At 39.8% G+C, this 23862-nt stretch carries 24 protein-coding genes; 23 read left to right on the top strand and 1 reads right to left on the bottom strand.

All coding sequences use genetic code 11. The annotated features are described in order from the left end of the window. Positions 1 to 333 precede the first annotated feature (333 nt). From MHH86_RS26930 to MHH86_RS26885, 10 genes are all read left to right on the top strand, one after another. Entirely contained in the window at positions 334 to 639 is a 306-nt protein-coding gene (locus MHH86_RS26930) for a hypothetical protein (protein ID WP_036685544.1), read from the top strand. A 44-nt stretch (positions 640 to 683) separates the two neighbouring features. Then, positions 684 to 1361, top strand: coding sequence for a PspA/IM30 family protein (locus tag MHH86_RS26925; protein WP_036685541.1), 678 nt, complete (start codon positions 684 to 686; stop codon positions 1359 to 1361). 4 nt (positions 1362 to 1365) lie between these two features. Then, on the top strand, positions 1366 to 1833 hold the full coding sequence (locus tag MHH86_RS26920; RefSeq protein ID WP_036685653.1) for a PspC domain-containing protein: 468 nt from the start codon (positions 1366 to 1368) through the stop codon (positions 1831 to 1833). A gap of 3 nt (positions 1834 to 1836) precedes the next feature. Beyond that, a complete protein-coding gene (locus MHH86_RS26915; protein ID WP_036685540.1) occupies positions 1837 to 2541 on the top strand; it encodes a PspA/IM30 family protein in 705 nt (234 codons plus the stop codon). Between the two features lie 191 nt (positions 2542 to 2732). Continuing rightward, on the top strand, positions 2733 to 3380 hold the full coding sequence (gene liaF / locus MHH86_RS26910; protein ID WP_036685537.1) for a cell wall-active antibiotics response protein LiaF: 648 nt from the start codon (positions 2733 to 2735) through the stop codon (positions 3378 to 3380). A gap of 30 nt (positions 3381 to 3410) precedes the next feature. Continuing rightward, positions 3411 to 4445: a sensor histidine kinase gene (locus MHH86_RS26905; protein ID WP_038573283.1), complete on the top strand. Its 1035-nt coding sequence runs from the start codon at positions 3411 to 3413 to the stop codon at positions 4443 to 4445. 18 nt (positions 4446 to 4463) lie between these two features. Further along, positions 4464 to 5117, top strand: coding sequence for a response regulator transcription factor (locus tag MHH86_RS26900; RefSeq protein WP_036685532.1), 654 nt, complete (start codon positions 4464 to 4466; stop codon positions 5115 to 5117). Between the two features lie 192 nt (positions 5118 to 5309). After that, positions 5310 to 6125 carry a YwmB family TATA-box binding protein gene (locus tag MHH86_RS26895; protein WP_076144593.1) on the top strand — a complete coding sequence of 272 codons (816 nt, stop codon included), beginning with the start codon at positions 5310 to 5312 and terminating at the stop codon, positions 6123 to 6125. A gap of 205 nt (positions 6126 to 6330) precedes the next feature. Then, on the top strand, positions 6331 to 7881 hold the full coding sequence (gene zwf, locus MHH86_RS26890; protein WP_036685526.1) for a glucose-6-phosphate dehydrogenase: 1551 nt from the start codon (positions 6331 to 6333) through the stop codon (positions 7879 to 7881). Between the two features lie 556 nt (positions 7882 to 8437). Beyond that, positions 8438 to 10036, top strand: a complete 1599-nt coding sequence (locus MHH86_RS26885; protein ID WP_076130309.1) for a peptide chain release factor 3 — start codon at positions 8438 to 8440, stop codon at positions 10034 to 10036. 100 nt (positions 10037 to 10136) lie between these two features. Here MHH86_RS26885 and MHH86_RS26880 read toward each other — a convergent pair whose 3' ends face one another. Continuing rightward, positions 10137 to 10373, bottom strand: a complete 237-nt coding sequence (locus tag MHH86_RS26880) for a small acid-soluble spore protein SspI (RefSeq protein WP_076130310.1) — start codon at positions 10371 to 10373, stop codon at positions 10137 to 10139. Positions 10374 to 10607: 234 nt separating this feature from the next. On the opposite strand from MHH86_RS26880, the gene MHH86_RS26875 reads away from it, so the two are divergent. From MHH86_RS26875 to MHH86_RS26815, 13 genes are all read left to right on the top strand, one after another. Continuing rightward, a complete protein-coding gene (locus MHH86_RS26875) occupies positions 10608 to 11267 on the top strand; it encodes a TrkA family potassium uptake protein (protein ID WP_036685517.1) in 660 nt (219 codons plus the stop codon). A 41-nt stretch (positions 11268 to 11308) separates the two neighbouring features. Further along, complete coding sequence (locus MHH86_RS26870; RefSeq protein WP_036685514.1) at positions 11309 to 12094, top strand: RNA methyltransferase; 786 nt, start codon at positions 11309 to 11311, stop codon at positions 12092 to 12094. Positions 12095 to 12341: 247 nt separating this feature from the next. Then, on the top strand, positions 12342 to 13082 hold the full coding sequence (locus MHH86_RS26865) for a hypothetical protein (RefSeq protein ID WP_036685511.1): 741 nt from the start codon (positions 12342 to 12344) through the stop codon (positions 13080 to 13082). Then, entirely contained in the window at positions 13072 to 14994 is a 1923-nt protein-coding gene (locus tag MHH86_RS26860; RefSeq protein ID WP_036685509.1) for a Mu transposase C-terminal domain-containing protein, read from the top strand. The genes MHH86_RS26865 and MHH86_RS26860 overlap by 11 nt, the downstream gene beginning before the upstream one ends. 165 nt (positions 14995 to 15159) lie before the next feature. Further along, entirely contained in the window at positions 15160 to 15858 is a 699-nt protein-coding gene (locus MHH86_RS26855; protein ID WP_036685508.1) for a TniB family NTP-binding protein, read from the top strand. A gap of 98 nt (positions 15859 to 15956) precedes the next feature. Next, a complete protein-coding gene (locus MHH86_RS26850; RefSeq protein WP_256715882.1) occupies positions 15957 to 16088 on the top strand; it encodes a hypothetical protein in 132 nt (43 codons plus the stop codon). 29 nt (positions 16089 to 16117) lie between these two features. Beyond that, positions 16118 to 17926: a TniQ family protein gene (locus tag MHH86_RS26845; RefSeq protein WP_036685506.1), complete on the top strand. Its 1809-nt coding sequence runs from the start codon at positions 16118 to 16120 to the stop codon at positions 17924 to 17926. After that, positions 17923 to 18135: a hypothetical protein gene (locus tag MHH86_RS26840; protein ID WP_076141813.1), complete on the top strand. Its 213-nt coding sequence runs from the start codon at positions 17923 to 17925 to the stop codon at positions 18133 to 18135. Before MHH86_RS26845 ends, MHH86_RS26840 begins: the two co-directional genes overlap by 4 nt. Before the next feature lie 96 nt (positions 18136 to 18231). Next, positions 18232 to 19575, top strand: a complete 1344-nt coding sequence (locus tag MHH86_RS26835) for a TniQ family protein (protein WP_036685502.1) — start codon at positions 18232 to 18234, stop codon at positions 19573 to 19575. 78 nt (positions 19576 to 19653) lie between these two features. After that, positions 19654 to 20034: a hypothetical protein gene (locus MHH86_RS26830; RefSeq protein WP_036685500.1), complete on the top strand. Its 381-nt coding sequence runs from the start codon at positions 19654 to 19656 to the stop codon at positions 20032 to 20034. A 552-nt stretch (positions 20035 to 20586) separates the two neighbouring features. After that, complete coding sequence (locus MHH86_RS26825) at positions 20587 to 21489, top strand: ABC-three component system protein (protein WP_141118550.1); 903 nt, start codon at positions 20587 to 20589, stop codon at positions 21487 to 21489. A gap of 99 nt (positions 21490 to 21588) precedes the next feature. Next, a complete protein-coding gene (locus MHH86_RS26820) occupies positions 21589 to 21840 on the top strand; it encodes an ABC-three component system middle component 6 (protein ID WP_141118549.1) in 252 nt (83 codons plus the stop codon). Then, positions 21833 to 23572: a DUF2326 domain-containing protein gene (locus tag MHH86_RS26815; RefSeq protein ID WP_036685493.1), complete on the top strand. Its 1740-nt coding sequence runs from the start codon at positions 21833 to 21835 to the stop codon at positions 23570 to 23572. Before MHH86_RS26820 ends, MHH86_RS26815 begins: the two co-directional genes overlap by 8 nt. Positions 23573 to 23862 lie beyond the last annotated feature (290 nt).

Here is a 23862-nt window from a genome sequence, read left to right as displayed (position 1 = left end):
GAAAGTGGACTTCATATCTAAGAATACTATTATTGAAAGATTACGGAGCGAGGTTTTTTGATAAAGAGCCACATAGTTAACCCTAAAGGAAAGCTCAAAAGGGCATCACCTATATAGGGTGGTGTCCTTTCAATTTTCGATGGGGGCGCATCCCCTTTTTATATGTGAAAAGGTTGGTTATGACCTACAACTAGCCCAACAGTGGTCTGTAGTCGTACAGCTACCTCGACTAAGGTCCAGTACGAAAAACCGTCGTTGGTCTGTTTTGAAAGTCTGCGATTTACCCTAGAATAAGGCTATAAGGTTAAGGACAACGAAAGGCGGTGAGAAAAAATGCAAAGAAGACAAGGAAACGGATTAGCGGTTGTACTGATTGTGATTGGTGCGGTTATGCTGCTCGGCATTGCGCTTCCTCTGATCCACGGAATGTTCAGATTACTTTTCCCGGTATTGCTGGTTGTTCTCGGGTACTACGGGATTAAGAGCGGACGCAAGATTATCGGTTGGGTACTGATGTTCATTGGTGTGATGTCCCTGATCGCGAAGCTTTCCTGGATCATTGGACCACTTCTAGGAGTGGCGTTGATCGTCTGGGGCGTATCAGCATTAAAAGGCAGAAGTAATAATGGTACTTATTAAGAAGCAATGTACTTAAACAAGAAGCAGGGAGGGAGCAGGAGATCATGAGTGTTTTTCGTCGCATGAGGGATATTACTGTAGCTAATCTAAATGAACGTCTGGAGCAAAGCCAAGATCCCGTGAAACTAATTGATCAATTTCTACATTCAACCCGTGAGGAAATCAGTGAAGCTGAAAGGCTGTACCAGCAATATGCTTCCCACACGAAGCAATTGCAGCAGCAAGTGAACCAAGCAACTGCCATGAGAAACAAACGTGAAGAACAGGCGTTGTTGGCACTGAAAGCAGGCGAGGATCATCTCGCGAAGCTGGCTTTACAAGAAAAGATCATTCACGAGGAAAAACTGGAGCAATACAGCGGGCTGTTAGAACAGAGCAAGCAATCCTTGTTTGAACTTGAAGCACAGCTGAATGAGCTGAAAATAGAGTATCAAACGGTGTACAGCAAACGTCAGTATTATTCGGCACGAATGGAGTCGCTGCGATTGCAGCAACGCATGAATCAAAGAGCCAGTGCTTATGGCAATGGTGGTGATGTTCCCAAAATGTTCGGTCGTCTGGAGGATCAGATGTCGGATTGGGAATTAGAAGCAAAGAGCTTGCGTGATTTGCGGCGCATGGGACAGGAATATGCGGTGCAAGCGGGTGAGACCGTAGCGACCGTACTCGAAAGAGAAATGGCTCGCCTAAAGGAGAAACTGAACAATGGTGGAAAGGAGTAACGCTATGAGTCGATTGTATCGTTCAACTAGAGATAAAGTGATGACGGGTCTTGCAGGTGGATTATCTGAGACACTCGGTATTGATTCCACGTTATTCCGGATTCTATTACTGGTCAGCATTCCGTTCACAGGTGGTGCGGTGATTCCGGTATACTTCATTGCAGCAATGGTCATTCCTAAGGAACCGACGCATTATAATCCTTTTGGACCAGGGCCTGGGGCACCGGGTGGCCCATACGGCGGACCCTACTCAGGCAGACCGGAACATGGACACGGACCACAAGCTACTGGCGGATATGGACCTTATGGACGCCAGCCAAATTACAATCCTAATTTTGAGAAGAACAACGCTTATTCCGCACCGGACTCCGGTTTGGATGCGATGATGAAGGATATTGAGAAGAAGGCTTTGCAAAAAGAAGTAGAAGAACTCAAACAAAAACTGTCTAAATATGAGAAAGGGGAATTGTAAATCATGGGAGTATTTCAAAGAATTAAAGATATGACAAAAGCGTCGGTAAATGACTTGTTGGATAAGGTAGAGGACCCAATTGTAATGCTTAACCAATATCTGCGCGATATGGAGGCTGAGATTCACGAAGCGGAAGTAACAGTTGCTAAACAAATGGCTAACGAACGCCGTATGAAGCAACGTGTGGAAGAAGCAGCAAAAATGTCTGCACAACGTGGATCACAAGCTGAACTGGCACTGAAAAATGGCCAAGAAGAAGTAACTCGCAAGCTGTTGGAAGAAAAAATCTACTTTGACCAAAAGCAAGTGGAATACAGTGATCTTCACGCACAAGCTGAAGTACACGCTAAGGAATTGGTGCAACAACTGCATGACATGAAGGATGAGTTCTACAAGCTGCGCAACAAACGTAATGAGCTTGTATCCCGTGCTCAAATGGCTAAAGCCAAAAAACAAATGTCGCAAATCAGCAGTGTACATTCCATTGAAAGTGGCAGTGCATCACTCGGATTCCACCGGATGGAAGAGAAAATTATGCAGCTTGAGGCTGAAGCAGATGTAATGCGTGCACCTTACAGCCCATCCGCTGCTTATAGCAAACCCGTTGATGTTGAGAAGCAACTGAAAGTGGATGAGCAATTGGCGCTACTGAAAAACAAGCTGAATGATACACCTGCGGCTCCTTCTCTAAACAAAAAAGAACAATAAATCCTGTTCCTAAAACTTGGACGGATATGATATGCTGGACAAGAAGAAGCCATACGGTATGGATCTCCATACCGATATGGCTTTTATAGCGGCTAGCTATAATATTTAACGGTGATAATATTCCTCATAGTGACGGATATCTATCCGATATAAAATGAGTTTTGCTTCGCAAAACTTTTAGGAGGTGCGAAATGGATAAACGAAACCGTTTGATTGCCATCGGACTGATTGCTGTTGGCTGCATGATGATTTTTGGTAGATGGCTCGGCTTTTTCTCCATTGTCGCGCTTCTGTTCCTGCTGCTGGGCGTCTACCGTACGACATCAGGCAAAGTAAAGCAGGGCTATAAACTGCTCGGGATAGGTGCTGTATTGCTTTTGCTGGACCATTTGGTGCTCGTGCTGGGGATTTGCTTAATCTCACTTGGGATGTTTTTCACCAAATCCAAAAGAGTGCAGCGCAAGGAAGGGTTTATGCAGAAGCAGAACTTTTCATCCAGATTTGACTGGGACCGCTCACCTTGGGTGATGCACAGCCTTAGCTCTTGGCATGTACTGGGTGAGGCCGATGTGGATCTTTCATTAGCTATGGCGGATCATAAGGAAACGGTCATGCTGTTTCAGGGGATTTTTGGCGATATGGACATTAACCTGTCCGATGATTACGGCGTGGAAATTGAAGCTTTTGTGCTCTTTGGGTCCATTGAATTCGGCAACCAGCGGGATACAGGAATGTTAAACCGTCTGAATTGGAAATCAGCCAATTATGACAGCAGTGAATACAAAGTGAAATTTAGTGTTTCTTATTTAATGGGAGATCTAGATGTACGTTTATCCTGATAAGCTTGATAGAGAAGGGAGAGTCCCCGTATGGAAAAAAAGAACAAAAACATGATATCACGCAGCATGGGTGAGGGGGCTCTGTTCTCTTTTGTCATGCTGCTTGTGATAATGTATGTCATGTATACATATGGCTATTTGAAGCCTTTTGAAAGCTGGAAATTTGGCGTGCGGACAGCCGTTACCCTAATTCTTCTGCCTATGGGCTTTGGGATTGGTTATGGCTTTTATCAGAGCTTTCGTGTGAAGCGGCAGTTGGAACGTCTTAGGCAGACCCTCGTATTATGGGAAAAGGGAAATTTGACGCTGTCCATGCCGGATCTAGGTGATGATGAGCTGGGAAGGCTCGGAGAACAGCTTGGCCGGATTAGCGGCAAATGGGAGAATCAAGTGACGACGCTGCAGCGGTTGTCCACGAATAACGCGAAGCTTGCGGAGCAGGCGCGGGTATCTGCTATTATGGAGGAACGGCAGCGGCTTGCGCGTGAACTACACGACGCTGTTTCCCAGCAGCTATTTGCAATCTCCATGACTGCCACGGCGGTAGGCCGGACGTTGGAGAAGGATTTCGATAAAGCCCAGCGGCAAATTGCGCTTATAGAAGAAATGTCTGCCGTAGCCCAATCGGAGATGAGGGCATTGCTGCTGCATTTGAGACCTGTTTATTTGGAAGGAAAGGGCCTCGAACAAGGTCTGCAGGAATTGATCAAGGAGCTTAAGGTCAAGGTACCGATCGAAATTGTATTTGAGATGGACCCTGATGTGCAGCTGTTAAAAGGGGTAGAGAATCACTTGTTCCGTATCGTCCAAGAGGCGATTTCTAATACACTTCGCCATGCGAAAGCAGAAAAAATGGAAATTCGGCTGCATAGACGGGGAGATACAGTTCGCTTGACGTTGCGTGATGATGGGATCGGCTTTGAGATGGACGACACCAAACAAGCTTCCTATGGTTTGTCGAACATGCAGGAGCGGATTAATGAAATCGGAGGCTCCATTCAGTTCATTACCGCTCCGGGTAAAGGGATGCGTATTGAAATTACCGTTCCGTTAGTCAATGAATAATAGGAGGAAAGAGTAACCATGGAGATGGAGGAAGCAATTAAAGTACTACTCGTAGATGATCATGAAATGGTACGGATCGGGCTAGCAGCAGTTTTAGGTACCGAGGATGGAATTGAGGTCGTAGGTGAAGCTGGAAGTGGAGAAGAAGGCATTCGGCTGGCTCAAGAGTACAATCCCGATGTGGTCTTAATGGATCTCGTAATGGATGGGATGGATGGCATAGAAACGACTAAACAGCTGATGAAGCAGTACCCAGAAATCAAAGTTATTGTTCTTACAAGCTATTTGGACGATGAAAAGATGTATCCTGTTATTGAAGCGGGCGCCTTTAGTTATCTGCTGAAGACTTCGCGGGCTAGTGAAGTGGCGGATGCGATCCGCGCTGCGGCAAGAGGACAGTCCGTGCTTGAGTCACAGGTGGCCTCTAAAATGATGAACCGTTTTCGAAACAATGCAAAAGGAGAATCACCTGCTTATAAAGAGCTTACGGAGCGCGAGATGGAAGTATTACGTCTGTTGGCGCAAGGTAAATCCAATCAGGATATTGCCGATCAACTAATTATTGGAATCAAAACTGTGAAATTTCATGTGACGAATATTCTCGCGAAGCTGGGCGTGGAAGACCGGACCCAAGCAGCAATTTATGCATATAAAAATGGACTAGCTGAATAACAACAAAGGACTGAAGCCTCTGCTTCAGTCTTTTTTTATAATATAAGAAAGTAGTTTTGGGGCCTCCGCAAAGTATCTGAGTACGCATTGAAACAAATCCCTCTCTTTGTGGGAATATTTCAGGTATAGAATCTCCTAATTCGAACATACTGTCTAGTAGATTGCTAGAGAGGTTCGAAGGGAGAATGACATATGCGGAAGATGAAGCTGAACAACGGAACAAAAAAAGGGACTTTTTTTATAATGATAATCGTGTGCTGCGCTGCGGCTCTGCTAGTTAATCTGCAAAGTGTTAAAGCGAATTCAACCGTTCTTGATGAGGGCGTTAACCAAGCTTCAACAGGAGCCGAACTAAATCATGCTCTTGGGAGTTTAATAGATCTTGGAAAAGAAACGACGGTTTCTGGTTCACCGCTGCGTCTAGTGTTAAAGTGGCAGGGAGAAAGCAGCAATTACGCGGATCTGTCTGCCGAAGTTGCTAAGTTAAGCACAAGTCTCGGATTGAATGTACCGTCAGGTACTGAGGAAGATGGACATATGACTTATCGTACAGAAGCTGTAAAACCATATGAATCGCGGCTCTCCTTATTTTGGAGTGAGCTTAGTGCAGGAAACAGTTATGTGATTGTAACGTTAGATACGGCTGATCTGCAAAATGAAGCTGGCTTTCAAGCGGCTGCTCGTGAAGTAAGTATGATTCTTGAACAGAATAAAATTAAGGCCGAATGGAATGTATCCCTTCAAGGAAGCGCGCAAGAACAGGGAGCACCTGAAATAGTTCTAGCACAGACGGAGTCATTGATGCATGACCGGTTTGAAGCTGTGACCGGAGGAGAAAGCTACAAGGATATCTCAACGGTTAGCCGTACGTACTCGATTCCTAATTTGAATCGCTCTGTGATGAGTGGAAATCAGTCAGTTTCTGCCCAAATCGCAGTGCATCATGAAGATCAGAAGGGGACAAACCGCGTAACTATAGGCTTTCCTTTAATAACCATCGAATATTGACATTTTTCTCTTATATAAGCGCAGATATAGTTAATAATAAGAAATATTAATTGAAATTTGCGAAATCCCGAGAGTATTTGTCAGGAATGTGATAGCATCCTTTTTAGGAATATGCTAAAATGACATAACGTCGTTATTCACCTTATGTTAGTATCGACGCTGAGCATGTCAATAAACTATATTACATACAGAAAGATGAGGAGCCATGGCTGAAAATCAAACCCTTGATGCACTGCACACACCCGGTGCTGTCTTTTTTATCTTTGGGGCAACCGGAGACTTAGCCCGGCGTAAGCTTTTCCCGGCGATTTACAGCTTGTACCGTGAAGGTAAGCTGGCACAAGATTTTGCGGTAATTGGCGTGGCGCGGCGCCCGCGTACTCAGGAAGAATTTAGAAGTGATGTGAAGGAATCCATCCTTGAATTCTGCCGTTACAAAGCGGGAGAAGAAAGTGAATGGAATGAGTTTGTACAGCATTTCGAATACAAATCTCTGGACATTAACAATATTGATGGTTTCCGCGAGTTAAGAGCACAAACTGAAGTTCTTGAAGAGAAATTCAGTATTCCGGGCAATCGGATGTTCTATCTTGCGCTGGCGCCTGAATTGTTCGGCAGTGTCTCCTTCAATCTTAAAGCTGGCGGGATGCTGGATAGTACGGGTTGGAATCGCCTCGTAATTGAGAAGCCTTTTGGCTATAATCTGGAGTCGGCTGAACAGCTGAACGAACAGATTCGTCAGGTCTTCAAAGAAGAGGAAATTTACCGGATTGACCACTATCTTGGTAAAGAAATGGTACAGAATATCGAAGTGATTCGTTTTGCTAATGCTTTTTTCGAACCGCTCTGGAATAATAAACATATTGCCAATATTCAAATTACACTTGGCGAAACCGTAGGTGTAGAAGAACGCGGTGGTTACTATGACCATGCGGGAGCCTTACGGGACATGGGCCAGAATCATATACTGCAACTGCTGACTATGATTGCTATGGAACCACCAAGCCGTCTGCTCGCAGAAGATATTCGTGATGAGAAAGTGAAGGTACTTCGTTCCCTTCGTCCTTATGCGACATCTGATGAGGTGCGTGAGAATGTCGTAAGAGCTCAATATATTCAAGGCCTACACCAAGGCAAAACCCTTCCTGCTTACCGTCAGGAAGATAAGGTTGACCCTGAGTCGAATACAGAGACGTATTTTGCTGCCCGTGTATTTGTAGATAACTTCCGCTGGGCTGGAGTTCCTTTCTACATCCGTACAGGTAAACGTCTCCCGGTGAAGACGACGGAAGTGGTAGTTGAGTTCAAAGGGATGCCAACCAACGTTTATTTGGGACAAAAGCATAAACTTGAGCCTAACCTCCTTGTAATCCGTGTGAACCCAATGGAAGGCATTTACGTAAAGATTAATGCCAAGAAACCGGGTTCCGAGTCTGAGATTCAACCGCTGGCTATGGACTTCTGTCAGAGCTGCCTGGTTGGAATCAATTCTCCGGAAGCATATGAGCGCTTGCTACATGATGCGGCACGCGGAGATTCAACTTATTTCACTCGTTGGGATGAGGTATCCTCGGCATGGTCGTTCGTGGATCGTATTGCAAAAGCATGGAGCGAAGAGTCTAGCGACTTATCTTCTTATCCTGCTGGCTCTTGGGGTCCAGTGGAAGCAGATGAACTGCTTGCTAAAGAAGGTTTCCATTGGTGGCCTGTAAACGGCCAAGATGAAGATAATGTGGTTTGGCTGAAGAATAACTAAACCTTGAGTTAATGCTATCTCCCTGCAGAGGATGCAGGGAGATTTTTTGTAATGCTAAGATCTAAAAGATTGGACTTCAGACGGTGTTTGGGGGATCTGGGCACTTTTCTAATAACTGCACTTTGTACAATTAAAATCGCTTATCTCGTTATGATTAGTCTTTTAGATGTATTTTCTGCAACTATAATCACCGGATAAGGCGGAAAAGCGTGCACAACTTAATTTTAATTGCATCAAATGCAACTAAAGGCTAATGAAAATGCTAATACTTCAAGTAACTGTAGGAAATACATCTATTTTTTTGAGCAATGATATGTGGGGATCATAATCCAGACCATTCGGGAGATATTTTGCGGCACGCGCTTTTTAGTAGATAATGTCTGCCGGATTTTGATATACTTTAGAGGATGCTTTCACTTGAAGCGGACTGGAGCTAGACCTAAGAGCTATTCATTCAGAAATGAAGGGGTATGAACAATGAGCAGAGCACCGATTTGATGAACCCCAGTGTAATTGAAGCAGAAGCAGGAATTTTATATATGAAGGGATATGTGTAATGAACAAAGCAATAGATCAGAAGCTGCAAAAGGAAGTGGATAGACGCAGAACCTTTGCGATCATTTCCCACCCGGATGCGGGTAAAACAACTTTAACGGAGAAACTGCTGTTATTCGGTGGCGCGATCCGTCTGGCGGGAACGGTTAAGGCCCGTAAAGCGAATAAACATGCGACGAGTGACTGGATGGAAATTGAGAAGCAGCGGGGGATTTCTGTAACGTCTTCCGTAATGCAGTTTGATTATTTGAATCATCGCGTGAACATTTTGGATACACCGGGTCACCAAGACTTCAGTGAGGACACCTATCGTACCCTAACTGCAGCGGATAGTGCGGTCATGCTTATTGACGTGGCAAAAGGTGTGGAAGCCCAAACTACCAAACTGTTTCAGGTATGTGCTAAACGGGGCATTCCGATTTTCACCTTTATTAACAAGCTGGACCGTGAAGGACGTAGCCCGTTTGATCTGATGGAAGAGCTGGAGCAGGTTCTTGGTATTCGTTCTGTGCCAATGAACTGGCCGATCGGTAGTGGACGTGAGCTATGCGGCGTATATGACCGGATGAAAAATCAGGTAGAGCTGTTCCAAGGTGACGATCACTCCGTAATCAAGGTTCAAAAGGTTGACGGATACCGTGATCCAATCATTCGTGAAATGGCTGGAGAGTATCTGCATGATCAACTGTGTCAGGATCTGGAGCTGCTGGATGTAGCAGGCGATGCTTTTGACTATGAAAAAGTATTAAGTGGTGAACTCACACCTGTGTTCTTTGGCAGTGCGATCAACAATTTTGGTGTACAGACTTTCCTCGATAATTTCTTGGATCTGGCACCGAAGCCTGAACCACGCCGCAGTACTATAGGGGTAGTAGAACCAACGAATGAGAAATTCACTGGTTATGTGTTCAAAATTCAAGCGAACATGAACCCGGCTCACCGTGACCGGATTGCTTTCCTGCGTATTGTGTCCGGGAAATTCGAACGGGGTATGAGCGTGAAGCATGTACGTGCCGGTAAAGATATCAAGCTGGCGCAACCACAGCAATTTTTGGCGCAGGACCGCGATATCGTAGAGGAAGCTTATCCGGGAGATATCATCGGTCTGTTTGATCCAGGTATTTTTAGAATTGGTGATACCTTGAGCCAAGCAGGAGATATGGAATTCGATGAGCTGCCAACGTTCTCACCAGAGATTTTTGCTAAAGTGAGTATTAAAAATGCATTGAAATCGAAGCAGTTCCAGAAGGGTGTCGATCAGCTGACTGAAGAGGGCATGATTCAGGTGTTCCGCACGGTCAACTTTGACGATATTTTGCTCGGTGTAGTTGGACAACTGCAGTTTGAAGTGTTTGAGTACCGCATGAAGGGTGAATATGGTGTGGATGTTCAGTTGCAGAGAATGCCATACCAGTTTGCACGTTGGATCGTAGATGATACTAAGCCGGATGCGAGCAAATTCAGAATCAACTCAACGTTGGTGACGGATAAGAAGGGCAATTTTGTCGTGTTGTTCGAGAACGAATATGCTATGCGGACAGCGATGGATAAGAACCCGACAGCTAAATTCCTGGAAATGGCTCCAAAAGCATTACTATAATTAGGACGCTATAACTTTCTGAATGTAATAATAAAACCTCCGCCTCCATAGGTGAAGTTACACCATGGTGAGCGGAGGTTTTTGACTAGTTGCGGTCAGTTTACGATGTGATATCCCCAGGGGTAATAGTCTCCAGGTGATCATGTAGCATGGTAACCAACCTATCTTGCTTAGCGGGATCTAAATCCTTCCAGATCATTTCGAACACGGCGCCAAGTCCCGGGAGTGCTGCCTCCGGACCATCCACAGAGCCTTCAATCATATGACGTAAATCCTCTTCAGATTGACCGTGCACTTTATGAATAATCGCCTGGCGCAAGTCAATGGTAACGGGCATAATGTACCTCCTTTTTTGAAAATATAGTGATATTGACCTCGTTATAATGTGCCCTGCAAAGGTGCTGGAAATTCAAGTTTTTGTCCAAATATAAGATAGTATAAGTTTGACACATATATATCATCCTTATATTTCTACGAGAAACGGTTGTCATCCGTAAGGACGGCAATGACGTTTCTTCTTGGCTTATGCTATACTGTTTGAGATATAGAATGCTACGGGAGGTACATAGACATGGCCAAAAAACAATATGCCGTCATCGGTATGGGGCGTTTCGGATCTAGTGTTGCTAAGGCGCTCAGCGGCATGGGGTTTGATGTACTTGCGATTGATGCTGACGAGCAGCGAACACAGGAAATTTCAAGTATTGTAACTCATGCCGTATCTGCAGATTCCACGGATGAGGAGGCGCTGCGTGCCCTTGGTATTCGCAATTTTGATGTGGTGGTTGTAGCCATTGGCGAGGACATTCAAGCTAGCATCCTGACAACACTTATCCTAAAAGACCTGGGTGTGCCTGCAATTCTGGCAAAAGCCAAAGGTGAACTGCACGGCAAAGTATTAAGCAAAATTGGTGCGGACAAGGTGATTTATCCTGAACGGGATATGGGAATGCGGGTTGCGCATCATCTTGCTTCGCCTAATATATTGGATTATATTGAGCTGTCGCCGGACTACAGTATTCTGGATATGAAGGTATCCGGACCGATGCTCGGAAAAAATCTACAGGAGCTCGACATCCGCGCAAGATTTGGCTGCAACGTAATGGCCATCCGCCAAGGTGAAGAAATGAACATCTCTCCCCGTGCAGAGGATCGCCTGATCGATGGCGATATCCTTGTTATTGTTGGGCATAAGGATAATTTGACGAAGCTGGAGATGGCGTATCAGTAGGAACAAAGAATAAATGGCAAGGCAGAAGAAAGGAAGACTTTATGGAAATCATGTCTCCGCAAAATACGCGGGTTAAAGAGTGGGCCGGGTTACAGGAGAAAAAGCATCGTGACAAGGCTCGTAAATATATCGTAGAGGGCGTTCATCTGGTTCAGGAAGCACTGCTGGCTGAAGCAGATGTGGAATGCCTTGCTTATGACCTCGACAAAGGAATGCCTGCTGAACTTAAGGGGCTGCTTCAGGCCGTTCAGGGAATGGAAGTGATTGGCGTTTCGGCGGCGATCATCTCAAAATGCAGCAGCACCAATACGCCGCAGCCGGTGTTCGCCATCGTGCGGAAGGAACAGCAGGCTGTAGAAGCTATCCTAGCGAAGAAGGATAGCCTTGTGGTTGTGCTGGACGGCGTGCAGGATCCGGGCAATGTCGGCACCATCATCCGCAGTGCGGATGCAGCGGGAGCAGACGGAGTGATCCTCGGACAAGGCTGTGCTGACCTCTATAATCCGAAGACCATCCGTTCCACGATGGGCTCGATGTTCCATCTTCCGGTGGTGGAGGGAGAGTTAAGTGAGATTTTGCCACAGGCCCGGGAAAATGGGGCGCTGCTGGTGAGCACTTCGCTGCAGGGCGAAGAATCGTGCTATGAGCACGATTTCCAGGGCAGCCAGTGGCTGCTGATTGGCAGCGAAGGAAAAGGCATCTCGCCGGAAACGGCGCGACTCGTGGACAAGAGTATCATCATCCCGATGGCAGGCCGCGCGGAATCGCTGAACGCCGCAATGGCGGCGACGATTTTGCTGTTTGAGGGAATGAGACAGCGGGGATAAATTGTCACCGTTTGTAACGTAGTTTGTGAGTAACGGCTATACTTGAGACTAATTGGATCGATAACTGAGACTTTTTTGGTGATATGTTTGAGACTAATAAAAAAAACAGTAGTAGCAAAACCTTGCTGCTACTGTTTTTTTTATTTTGTTGTGGGTATAACACTGGAATTAGTGGGTAATAGATATAGTAGAAATATAAATTGGATATTACGCTTATAATTGATACTTTCTGAAATGAGGTGTGCTTGTGGAATGGGAAAATCATGTATGGAACAATGAAGACATGTTGTACAGTCCTAAACGCAAAGTGAATAATCGGAGAAGTCACTTTCACCCCCATATCATAGGGAGTTTTTTTAGCGTAAAGAACGGAAGAACAGTTGAATATGAATCTTTATCTGAACGGCTTTTTTACTACTACCTCGAATTAGATACCAAAGTAATACGTTATTATGTTCAGCCAATAGAAGTGCCTGTTTACGATGGGAAAGAAGAATGGGTTCATGTCCCGGATGTCCTAGTTTTCAAGCAGAGGTTAAATCCGTTGCTTTATCAAGTGAAACTCGAACCGGAGGCAACACTAGATGAGCATGTAGAACTGTGCAATAGGTATTGCAGAGCATACGTATTGGAAAAGGGTTGGGAATACCAAGTTATATATCCAAAACAACTACCTCAAGCTGTATCATACAACCTCAAGCTGCTTAAAGGCTTTTTGAAGGAAAGAAAATACTACCCGAGTTGGTATGAATCAGTAACTTATAGACTGCGTTGTATTGAATCGTGCTCCATAGAATATCTTGCCTCCACATTCACTGATATTAGTGATCCTCTTTTAATTAAACCTTTGATATATCACCTCATTGCCAAAGGAACATTTATGGCTGATGTAAACGAGAGAATTACTTCCCAAAGCAAAATCACATTTAATTCTCAAACTAATACTCCTTTTACCAGTATACCTGGAGGAGCATTGTATGGCGTTTAACCAACTAAGACTATATTCGGAATGCTGCCTATATGGAAAAATATACAAGGTCGTAAGGGTAGATCCACCAAATCTTTGGTTAAGAAGGCCAGATGGGGAAGATCTTCAAATAGCTTATACTGATCTTGTGAATCATCCTACCTTCGTACCTGAATCCACTATGAAATTTGAGAGGAAAGAAGAAAAAATAACATACGGAAATATAATTGCGAAGCTGGATGACAACAAAAGAAGTGAAGTAAGTAAGCGGTTTGAATTAATACAACCACTTCTTATTCTAGAGAAGATTAAAGCCGGAAATGTTCAAGCGATAGCGCAATTTCGCGACAAATGTAAGGATATTTTACTTGAGAATGAAGAAATTATTGTACTGAAACAGGAAGAATTAATTAATAGAATCTTAGAAAAACGTGGCGGATCAAGAGCAAGCATTATGCGCTACTTATCGGATTATCGACGTGCAGAATCAGAAAGAGAATCACGAGGTTTAGCAGGACTCATTTCGAATAAAGGAAAGGGTTATACCGGTAGAAAAGATAACAAAATGGTAACGATCTGTCATCCTGAACATCCGGAGATCATTCTCGATACTATCTTTGTTCGACTAACAGTAAAGCAAATCGAGATTCTGAAAGAAACCATTGAAAAAGATTATTTAAATAAGTATCGAGTTTCAAAAGCGACCATTCACAGACTTGTAGAACGACGATGTGCAAGAGTGAATGAGCCTGATATAAAATATAGTACTATTTCTGACATTATAGACCGTATTGAAAAACGGGCTGTTGAGCGACTTCGAAATATGAAGAGAGCCAGAGCAGTATATGACGAAGTAGCTCGTGGTTACGCAGACAGAGAGGCCACATGTCGTTTGGATATGATACAGATTGATCATACTCGACTAGATATGCAGGTCATTGATGACGCAACTGGTCTTGTAATTGACCGACCATGGATAACATTGGGAATCGATGTATATTCACGTGGCCCATGGTGTCTTTATTTATCTCATGAAGATCCGTCAATTAATGTGGTCAGAAAAGCCATTCAACATGGGGTTTTTGCTAAAAACACAAAACATGAATATGGAACAGAGTTGGAATGGGAGTTTTTTGGTATTCCGAATATCATTTATGTTGATAACGGAATGGATTTTAAAAGTAACGAGATCAAACGATTAGTGAATGAAACTCTTCAATCTGAGATTATGCATAGGCCGGTTAAAATACCTCATTACGGGGCAGTTATTGAAAGATTGTTTGGCACGCTTAACAGTGAACTGATACACAACATCATGGGTACAACGAAAAGCAATATTGTAGATAGAGGGGACCTAAATCCTGAAAAGGATGCATTTTTAACTTTAAGTCAACTTCGTAAAATTCTTGTCCATTATTTTGTTGATATTTATCCTTTGCGTCCACATAAAGGCCTAGGTAATAACATGTCACCAATGGCGAAATTTAGAGAAAGTGTTAGTGAAGTGGGCTATCCTGAGTGGATTGATAAAAGTGACGAAGAAAAATATAAAATTGATTTTTTATTAACGGACCAAAAACCATATACGCGGGATGGGGTACGCTGGGATAACAAAATCTATAAATCTGATAAGTGTAATGACCTTGTTGGAACTAGAAAAACAAAGTATACAGTGAAATACGACATTGATGACATTTCGAAAATATACTTACTGCATCCGAAAACTAAAGAGTTCATAGAGCTTTATTGTGAAACCCCTCCTTACGAAACTGTAGTTGGGGTAAATCAATATACTTACAAAAAATTACTGCAGTTTTTACGAAATGAAGGGGAAGGCAAATTAAAGCTTCTACCAGGTAAAGCTCATATGCATAGGGCTTGGGAGAGGTTGGCTCAATTTATTAGTGAAGGGATGAGAGAAAAAAAAAGGTAAGACAAACTGTCGCAAGAATGGAGGGGGTAAAGGTAGTTGTCTCTACCGCATATCAAGCTCATCAAACAGTTCAAACCCAACAAGCTAAGAAGGCTCAGAATATCGAAGAAGAGTTATATTTGATTGCGAAAAAGGCGGAACAATCTAGTGGAGGTGGATACCAAAATGAGCAGTGAAGAAGTAAAAGTTTTAGCTCGTCGTATAAATAAACTATTTATTGAACATGACGAAGTAAAGCGTATTTGGAATCGGCTTGATTCAATGAGAGTGTATATTGAACGTGATGAGTTTGATGACGAGGATGATGAAGAAAAGGATCCGAGGCACCTGTTTATTACGGGATTATCAGGCGTTGGAAAACCACAGATTGGAAAAAGGTATGCCAAAAGTGTTTCTCGATACACCAAAAAAGTTGATGATGAGGAGATCGACATCATTCCTGTTCTTTATGTAAAACTTCCATATCCATTTACACAGCTTGATTTCTATAAAAAGATTCTTAAAGCACTCGGAACTGAAAACTTCCGCCGAGATGCTCGGATTAATATGATAAAAGATCGAGTACTATTATTGTTGAAAAAACAAAAAGTTCAAATGATCATTTTTGACGAGATGAACTTCATTATGCGTACGAAGAATTTTGATAACCAAACAGCAATGGAGATGCTTAAAGATTTAACAAATGAGCACCAGGTGAGTATCGTTTGTTTAGGAACCCCTCAAATTGAAAAACTTCACATCATGGAGGACGAATATGTCCGACGATTTGGAAGAGACCATATTAATCGTTTTGATAATTGTAACGAGAAATTCTGTGAGTTACTAAAAAAATTGAAGAGGCCATTCAACCGCCGGTTCCCATAGGATTATATGATGAAGCGACAGGTCTTCCTCGTTTATTGCATTTCTATTGCCAAGGTCGCATTGGATATTTACATTTGATTATTAAGGAAGCATTCAGATTGCTTAATGTATTTGATCAGAAGTATGTTGATTATTCGAATATTCGATTAACAGTAGATATATTGAAACAAGCTAAGTTTAATCTGTTTCGTGAAAGCGACCATTTAATCAGACCGGAAAATGCGGAATAAAAAGGCCATATTACAAGGAGATGATACAATTGAGTCGTCTTACAATTCGTCCCGAAATCAAAGATGGGGAATCCTTAAGTAGTTACCTAATGCGAGCTTGCCGAGCAAATATGGTGCTATATTTGGATTTGTTAAGACATGTACAGCCTATAAGATCTATGGACGTTTTCTATAGACGATCCATTCGAATTGATATTATGCCTCAGCAAAAACACGACATGAAAAGATTAGCTATGTTGATTGGGCAAACAGAGAAAAGTTTATTTGAAATGACTTATGATTCATTAAGATTAAAATTTAATCATTATGGTCTTTACTTTGATGAAAGTTTTCTGACCTTGATGCCAGTATTATTAGAATCGAATAAGCGGAAATTTTGTACCCATTGTCTTGAGGAAAACCTTGGTTTTCAAATGTTGTGGCAAGTAAGAGATATCGATGTTTGCTTTAAACATAATGTTAAGTTGAGAACCAGCTGCCCGATTTGTAATCACGATCAATCATATATACATAATAACTTGGGCGCATATCGTTGTTATCATTGTGAAAATTATTTGTTTAGTGAAAATCAGCAATTTCATGAAGCCAATGAAGAATATATGCATCAAAGGTATGATGAATGGAAATATATATTGGATTCAAAAAAACGATTATTTCCTGGATTAGTAGATGGATTAGACTTGCAGAAAACGATATGCATCACTCTAATTTATATTCTACAACTACAACTAGAGGAATCGCCCACCCAATATCGCTATAATCTTGTTTCAAGACTTCTACGACACGACTTTTTACATTCTATTCTTCGTTTTATTAATGATCAAACATCCCCCCAGAAAGTAACCTTCCCTCAATTAATGAAAATTTTAAATAAAGCGAAAATAAGAATGATAGATTTTGTGGAAATGAAAGTGCCAGCCAGTTATGTCAACTCAATAAAATCATTAAAAGTCCAAGAAAGCGTGATTCGTAAATGTCTATCACCTTGGTGCATTACGTTTGAGAAATCGGACGCATTAAAAGAGATTCCATATACTCACTTTTCAAGTTTCAAAAACCAAAAATTTTCGAACACTAGTATTTGTGTCAATTGTGGAATTAGATATGGATTAAATATGAATACCAAACAATGGTTAGAAATAGATACTAATATAGATTTGATAAATAACGTGGTTCTCATGTTGTGGTTTGATAAGAGTGAGAAAGAAATACGAATATCATTAGATATTACATATAGAAAACTATATCAGGCTCTCGGATATGCTTTGAGGTATAATTTATTACCTGATAATAAGAGAGAAATATATATGAAGTATTCGCAATCAGATTTAGACATAATCGAATGTTTCAAAGAGTTGTATTCAGAAGCTACGACAATAACTTATAAGGCACAAAAATGGTATGGATGGCATGGAATAGAGTTTTTTTATCATTTTTATAATCCTGTAGTCCAACAATACCGTTGGATTGAGTATACTCAAAAGAATAAATTTATTAATAAGCAAAAAGTATTAAAAGTCCAACCCCATATAGAAAAGACATTAAATGATATTCTTTATTTAGAAGAAGAACTTACTACAAAAGAAATTGCGGCTTCCCTTGATATAGAATTTATTAATTTTCAAAAATATGGTTTTTCTAAAAAAGTCCAAGAAATAAAAAGACAAATGCAAAAGCAAGCTACTGAGTCAGAACTTTTTGATAAGGTACAGGAATATGTTAAAACGATGGATCAAGTAAGATTATCAGTGTTTATAATTACATCGGGAAAAGCTCAAATGATATTAAGAAATCCATGCCTGCTTTGGCGAATTATATTACCGAGCAGTCTGCTTTGAGTAAAGAGAAGATGAGAATTTATAAAATGAAAGGTTTTATGACTATAGCAGATGAAATGATACTAGCGGAATATGAAAGTGAAAATAAGATACCTTCAGTACGTCAAATTGGAATTAAGTTAAAGATTTATGACAAGTTCTATACTAAATATCGTCCTGTGTTACAACATGTAAAAGAAACAATTAGAACATTAGAGACAGGAAGATAAGTCATTTAATACAGAGAATTTTTTAACGTTAGGGTTTGTGCGTCTAGGACACTCATTTCAAGGGAATAATAGTTAAAAACTCTTGGAGTGGGTTCAATGGATGATAGAGTTAGATTTACAGTAAGACCAATGTTACAAAAAGAGGAGTCACTATTTGGCTTCTTGTTACGTTGTGCATGTGCTAATGGAATAGCTCTTTGCGATGTTATTAACTGGTTAAAAGTTGGCAAGTATAGACTTCATTCGGGTGATTATCATAAATTAGATATTATTCCTGGAAGTATGATTGATTTAAGAAGACTAAGTTTTGTTAGTAGCACTTTAATAGAAAAACTGAAATCATCTACTTGTTTTAATATAATTCTAAAATTCAAGGGTAACAGTAAGGATTATAATAGTATGTTTCTAAAGGGGTATCTTCGAAATGAATTTCATTATTGCCCGGATTGTCTTAAAGAAAAACGTATTATTCGGCTTTTATGGAAATTAGAACCCATCGTGATTTGCGAAAAGCATCATAGAATTCTATTAGAGCATTGTCACTATTGTAAAAGTAAGATTAAATATAAAGATATAAAAGAAGTAGGAATTTGCCCACATTGTTTAAAAGAATTAAGTGAGCAGCGTAGTGAGGTTATAGAAGTTATTACAAACCAACTTATATTGGAACATCGATGGTATAGAACAGCCTTTGATTTGCTTTTGAATGATTCTTCAGGGATTCTTTTTGATTCTAGCGAACTAGCATTAAAGCTCTTGTATGTACTTAATGGTTGTAAAAGCGACTTTAATAGGAAAGCGATTAGCGGTAATTTAAAAGAAACAACCTTGGTGCATTTTTTACAGTGTGCTAGAGGAACAACTAAAAAGAATACAATCCATATAAGGACCATTCTCAGCATTTTAAAGGCCCGAGATATAAATGTAGAAAATTTTTTAACAATGGAGACTCCAGATGAATTTAAGTCAGCTCTTTTAAACCATGATGTTAAAGAGAAACATAGTTTAACGTGTAAAGCTCCTTGGTGTAAATACTATGAATTAAAAGGAAGGTTGTTTGCCACCGCATCAAAAAATATTCAACATCATGGTCAAACTCTAAAACAATATTTTCTTTGTCCTGATTGCGGTTGTGAATATGGCTTGAATTCAAGCAAAGAATTAATAGAGAGAACTTATTTTATAAGGGCTTTTGAGATTCTTTCAAATAGAAATATGGATAATTTAACTTGGCCAGAAAAAGAAAAAATATTTGGATTAAAGCGAAATAGGATTCTGAGAATTATTGCTTATTTTTCCTCAAGAGGTATAGTGAAGGGGAATTATAGATACTCCGAAAAAGATGTAGATGATACATTGCTGTTAAAAGTAATTGAAAGCATACAAGCAGGTATAAATATTTATGATATTCAACGCTTGAACTACTGGTACAATGATTAGCACTATTTACTTCATAGATACCACCCTAAAGTAATCAAAATTCTAGTTTCAAAAAAAACATCTTTATATCCAAAATTTATGTATGATAAGGCGTTATATGTAAATATTAGGGATATTTGCGACCGATTAATTATAAAGGATCAAGAAATAAAGGTTGAGGTTGTTGCTAAGTTAGTCGGGTATAGTGCAACAACCATTCGAAACAAAGGTTGCACAAGTATCATAAATACATATAGACAGCAACAGCAGTTGAAATATGGGCAGAATCTAATCACTAGGCTTCAAGAGAGTGCTAACAATTATTTTACTAGACATGAAGGAGAAATTATACAATCAAAAGATTTGTTTGATCAATTTGAAGTGTGTCGTAACACAATTAGAAGAGTTGACCCTGATTTTTGTAAAGAGGTTGATCAAAAAAGAGTTAACTGGAATAAACAAGCGAGATTACACATGTGATGTATGAGCAGTACGTCTCATCTAATTATCATCAAGCCTAACGTCCATAAATCTGAGAATTCTTGCTGAAATGATGTATAAGGCGTATCCCGGACAAACTAAGATAAATCCCAACCCCAAACGTAGTCCGGAATATTATGGGGACTTGTCCCAAAAATAGTGTATTTTCTGATCTTCATGATCTGCCCCTGATCTCTGGGGTCCGGTGATGTAAAGTTGGTTGCGTTGCTTGGATTAGACATCGGCCTGGAACAAGTGGGGCTAGATCTGTTGTTGAGATGCATTTTGTGTTTCTGTACCATGGAGGAAGAAAGCTGCTGTCTTTGGAGGTCCAGCGTTCCGTACCCCTGGCACCGTTTCTTACTTTAGGATTGCTAGTGGTCGTTTTATGACTTTGAATTATCGATTTACAGATTGTTACAATCATGCTAATGTGAAACTACACTGATTGGAAGCACCGGCGTGTAGTCCGAAAGAATCGGCAAAATCGCCCTGTTGGCTTAGGCTTACAGGGCGATTTTTTGATTAATAAAGTCAGAAAGGATTGAAATTATGGATGATTTATCTATGTATTTTTATGATGTTAAGTATAAAGAGATTATTCGAGAAAAGACCGAAACTGAGTTTGAAAAATTTTTTTCTAAGGTAATGCAGACAAAATACAAAGATGATTTTATGCCATGTCGTCCATGGGGACAAGAGGGTGACAAGAAAAACGATGGCTATTTAATTAGCGAACGTCACTTATTTGCTGTCAATGGTCCTCATAGTCTTAACCAACCTAGGATGATAAAGAAGATAAATAGTGATTTTTCTGGTGCAATAGATTATTGGGAAGAGTTTTTTGATAAATGGTCTTTTGTACATAATCAAGATTCTTTACCTCCAAAGATTAATAAAGAGTTGTTGAAGCTAGGTACTAAATATACTGCCATTAAATTTACGTTTTGGGGTCCAAGTACATTAAGAGATATTATTTTTTCACTAGAAGAAGCTTATATTAGAGATATTTTAGGTCCAGTACCTTCAAAAATTAACTATGCTACATTAAAATTTGAAGACATACAACCTGTAATAAAATCGATCTCTAAAAGATCTAATCCAAGGAAAGAGGATTTGGAACCTGTACCAGAAAATAAACTTTTAATTAATGGCCTAAGTGATCCAATAATTGGACTAATAAAGGCAGGATTAATACGTGCTCCTTTAGTACGACAATATCTAGACCTTCAAACAGAATTGAATTTAGGAGATCAAATTGCGGATACTCTACGTAGGCATTATGAGGATCTAAGAGATAATACAAAATTAGATCCTGACGAGATATATAGTGAATTGGCTAAATTTATAACAGATCCAAATAAGAAAGATAATCAGGTATATATGGCAGCTGTTCATACTGTTCTTGCTTATTTTTTTGAGCAATGTACAATTTTTGAAAGCGTGAGTGCATAAATGTACAATGAATGTTACATAGAGCTAGAACAAGTTATAATGAAAAAAAGCAGATATAAGAGTGACATTCAGTTGGTTAATAAGGAGGGGGTTGGGATCGTGTTGACACCCACTAAAAATTTGCATGAAGATAAATCAATTATAAAAATTGGGGCTAGAATACTTTCCATATTAAATTCTCCTCGTACGATTAGTACAGCATGGAAATCATATATTCAAATTCAGGAATCTGACACAAATGGAAAGATCAGAATTCAGTTTGATACTTTCATTTTAGCAATAGACTTTTTATACATTATTGGTGCAATTGAATATGAGGATGATTTAATGTGGAGGGCAAGAAATGATTAGGAAGATATATAGCACATTAAGCACGTTTAATACAATAGAGCTTCATGAAGGACTAAATATTTTATTAGCTGATATAACTCAAAGGTCAACTGTAAAAGACACTCGAAACGGGCTGGGGAAAACTACGTTTATTGAGATTATTCATTTTTTATATGGTAGTAGTTGTACAAAGAATAGTATCTTTAAAATGGATCAATTTAAAGATGAATTTTTCATTATGGATATAGACTTAAAAGATAAGCTATATATAGTGAAACGACGTGGATCTGAATCGAATTTTTTGTATATACAGTGTGAGAAGGGAAGCTTTTTTGAAAAGAAATTCGGCGATGTGAATATTAAACTGAAAATTACTGAATGGAATGAATTTTTAGGCGAATATTTATTTAATTTAAATCATAGAGATGCAATATTGGAAGCTCATTTAAAATTCCGATCATTATTTCCATACTTTTCTAGGTTAACTAGAGACGGTGGATTTTTAGAAGCGACAAAATATTTCAAATCACAGAATGTGCATCTCACTCAAATTGCACTGTCATATTTACTTGGATTAGACACAAGCTTAGCAATCAGTTATAAGCAACTTGAGGAAAAGAAAAAAGAAATGATTGATCTAAAAAAAGCTATTAAAACAGATTCTTATAATAAGATTATGAATGATGGGATAAATTTAGATACTGAAATTACAATTCTGACTGTTAGAATATCAAAGTGCAAGAAGGATCTTGAAAATTTCCAGATCCACCCTCAGTACAAAGAAATCGAAATTGATGCTAATAGTTATGCTAAAAAAATAGCAGAGCTAAGTAATCAAAATTTTGTTGACAGACAGATTATAACTGAATTAATTAATGCGTCAGAAAGTGAAAAAAATATTACAGATTTAAATATAACAGAATTATACGATGAAGTTAAAATTCAAATGCCTGATATTCTAATAAAGAAATTTGATGAAGCTAAAATATTTCATAAGCAATTAGTTTCAAATAGGAAAAAATATTTGCATGAAGAATTAGAGCATTATGAAGAAGCTGTAAAAAGTAGAGATAAATTAATCCATGAGCTTTCTTTGGAGCAATCTAAAAAGATGATGATTTTAAATACACACGGAGCTCTTGAACAATATTCGCTATTACAATCAGAAATGAATGAACTTGTAAATAAACTAGATATGTACCAAAAACAACAAAATTTCATGAATAATATGCGTGAGGAAGCAGCAAAGCTGAAAATAGAAGAACAAAGGCTAATTATTGAGATTAATCAATCTTTAGAAGAGCATTTTAACACTAAACGCCATGCGATTTTATTAGTCGAAGAGGTTTCTAGTTCTTTATATAACTCTATAGCTCAATTACATATAGGACAAACAACAAATGGTCGATACGATATTGAGATGGTATCCAGAAATCAAAATAGTACCGGGATTAATAGTATGTTAATTTATTGTTTTGATATGATGTTAATTCAAATGTCAAAGTATTTAGGAAGAAAAATGGATATTTTAATACATGATAGTACTCTTTTTGATCCGGTGGATGAAAGACAAATAGCTGAAGCGTTGAGGTTTGGTAAAGATAAATCTATTGAGGATGGTTTCCAATATATAGTTACTTTGAATTCTGACGCTTTACCTGAGAGCGTGAGAGAGGAAGTGTCAGACTCCATAGTTCCTGTGCTATTAACAGATACAGATGAATCAGGATGTTTATTTGGAGTTTATTATTAAATCCATAATAGCTCTTCATATTCCCGATGACACAACATATATCCTGCCATCAAACCAGCCTGATACACACAATAATTTATTCATCATTTCTTCTCACTATAAGATATAAAAGTACAGACCGCTGTTTTTTAGCGACCTGTTGTTTTTAGATATTTAGTGAACACCAAATGGGACTGAAAGGTTTTATATGCTTTGAGAGGTGGGACACACCTATCTTGTTGCAGTGTTCCAACCTTGTCCGTCAATATCTTTGCTGTATTTCTAATGAGTGTTTTGATGTCTTCTGTTGT

Origin of the sequence: Paenibacillus sp. FSL F4-0097 (genome assembly GCF_038593125.1) — a bacterium.
Taxonomy (GTDB): domain Bacteria; phylum Bacillota; class Bacilli; order Paenibacillales; family Paenibacillaceae; genus Paenibacillus_AQ; species Paenibacillus_AQ odorifer.
The sequence above is the reverse complement of the archived record's forward strand: the minus strand, read 5'-3'. Positions and strand labels throughout refer to the sequence as shown.

Excerpts from the sequence above, each read along its gene's own strand:
- MHH86_RS26830 (WP_036685500.1), top strand. The coding sequence starts at position 19,654 with ATGTATGATAAGGCGTTATATGTAAATATTAGGGATATTTGCGACCGA.
- MHH86_RS26875 (WP_036685517.1), top strand. The coding sequence starts at position 10,608 with ATGGCCAAAAAACAATATGCCGTCATCGGTATGGGGCGTTTCGGATCT.
- MHH86_RS26930 (WP_036685544.1), top strand. The coding sequence starts at position 334 with ATGCAAAGAAGACAAGGAAACGGATTAGCGGTTGTACTGATTGTGATT.
- MHH86_RS26885 (WP_076130309.1), top strand. The coding sequence starts at position 8,438 with ATGAACAAAGCAATAGATCAGAAGCTGCAAAAGGAAGTGGATAGACGC.
- MHH86_RS26870 (WP_036685514.1), top strand. The coding sequence starts at position 11,309 with ATGGAAATCATGTCTCCGCAAAATACGCGGGTTAAAGAGTGGGCCGGG.
- MHH86_RS26925 (WP_036685541.1), top strand. The coding sequence starts at position 684 with ATGAGTGTTTTTCGTCGCATGAGGGATATTACTGTAGCTAATCTAAAT.
- liaF (WP_036685537.1), top strand. The coding sequence starts at position 2,733 with ATGGATAAACGAAACCGTTTGATTGCCATCGGACTGATTGCTGTTGGC.
- MHH86_RS26825 (WP_141118550.1), top strand. The coding sequence starts at position 20,587 with ATGGATGATTTATCTATGTATTTTTATGATGTTAAGTATAAAGAGATT.
- MHH86_RS26895 (WP_076144593.1), top strand. The coding sequence starts at position 5,310 with ATGCGGAAGATGAAGCTGAACAACGGAACAAAAAAAGGGACTTTTTTT.
- MHH86_RS26855 (WP_036685508.1), top strand. The coding sequence starts at position 15,160 with ATGAGCAGTGAAGAAGTAAAAGTTTTAGCTCGTCGTATAAATAAACTA.
- MHH86_RS26860 (WP_036685509.1), top strand. The coding sequence starts at position 13,072 with ATGGCGTTTAACCAACTAAGACTATATTCGGAATGCTGCCTATATGGA.
- MHH86_RS26880 (WP_076130310.1), bottom strand. The coding sequence starts at position 10,373 with ATGCCCGTTACCATTGACTTGCGCCAGGCGATTATTCATAAAGTGCAC.
- MHH86_RS26835 (WP_036685502.1), top strand. The coding sequence starts at position 18,232 with ATGGATGATAGAGTTAGATTTACAGTAAGACCAATGTTACAAAAAGAG.
- MHH86_RS26900 (WP_036685532.1), top strand. The coding sequence starts at position 4,464 with ATGGAGATGGAGGAAGCAATTAAAGTACTACTCGTAGATGATCATGAA.
- MHH86_RS26915 (WP_036685540.1), top strand. The coding sequence starts at position 1,837 with ATGGGAGTATTTCAAAGAATTAAAGATATGACAAAAGCGTCGGTAAAT.
- zwf (WP_036685526.1), top strand. The coding sequence starts at position 6,331 with ATGGCTGAAAATCAAACCCTTGATGCACTGCACACACCCGGTGCTGTC.
- MHH86_RS26815 (WP_036685493.1), top strand. The coding sequence starts at position 21,833 with ATGATTAGGAAGATATATAGCACATTAAGCACGTTTAATACAATAGAG.
- MHH86_RS26920 (WP_036685653.1), top strand. The coding sequence starts at position 1,366 with ATGAGTCGATTGTATCGTTCAACTAGAGATAAAGTGATGACGGGTCTT.
- MHH86_RS26905 (WP_038573283.1), top strand. The coding sequence starts at position 3,411 with ATGGAAAAAAAGAACAAAAACATGATATCACGCAGCATGGGTGAGGGG.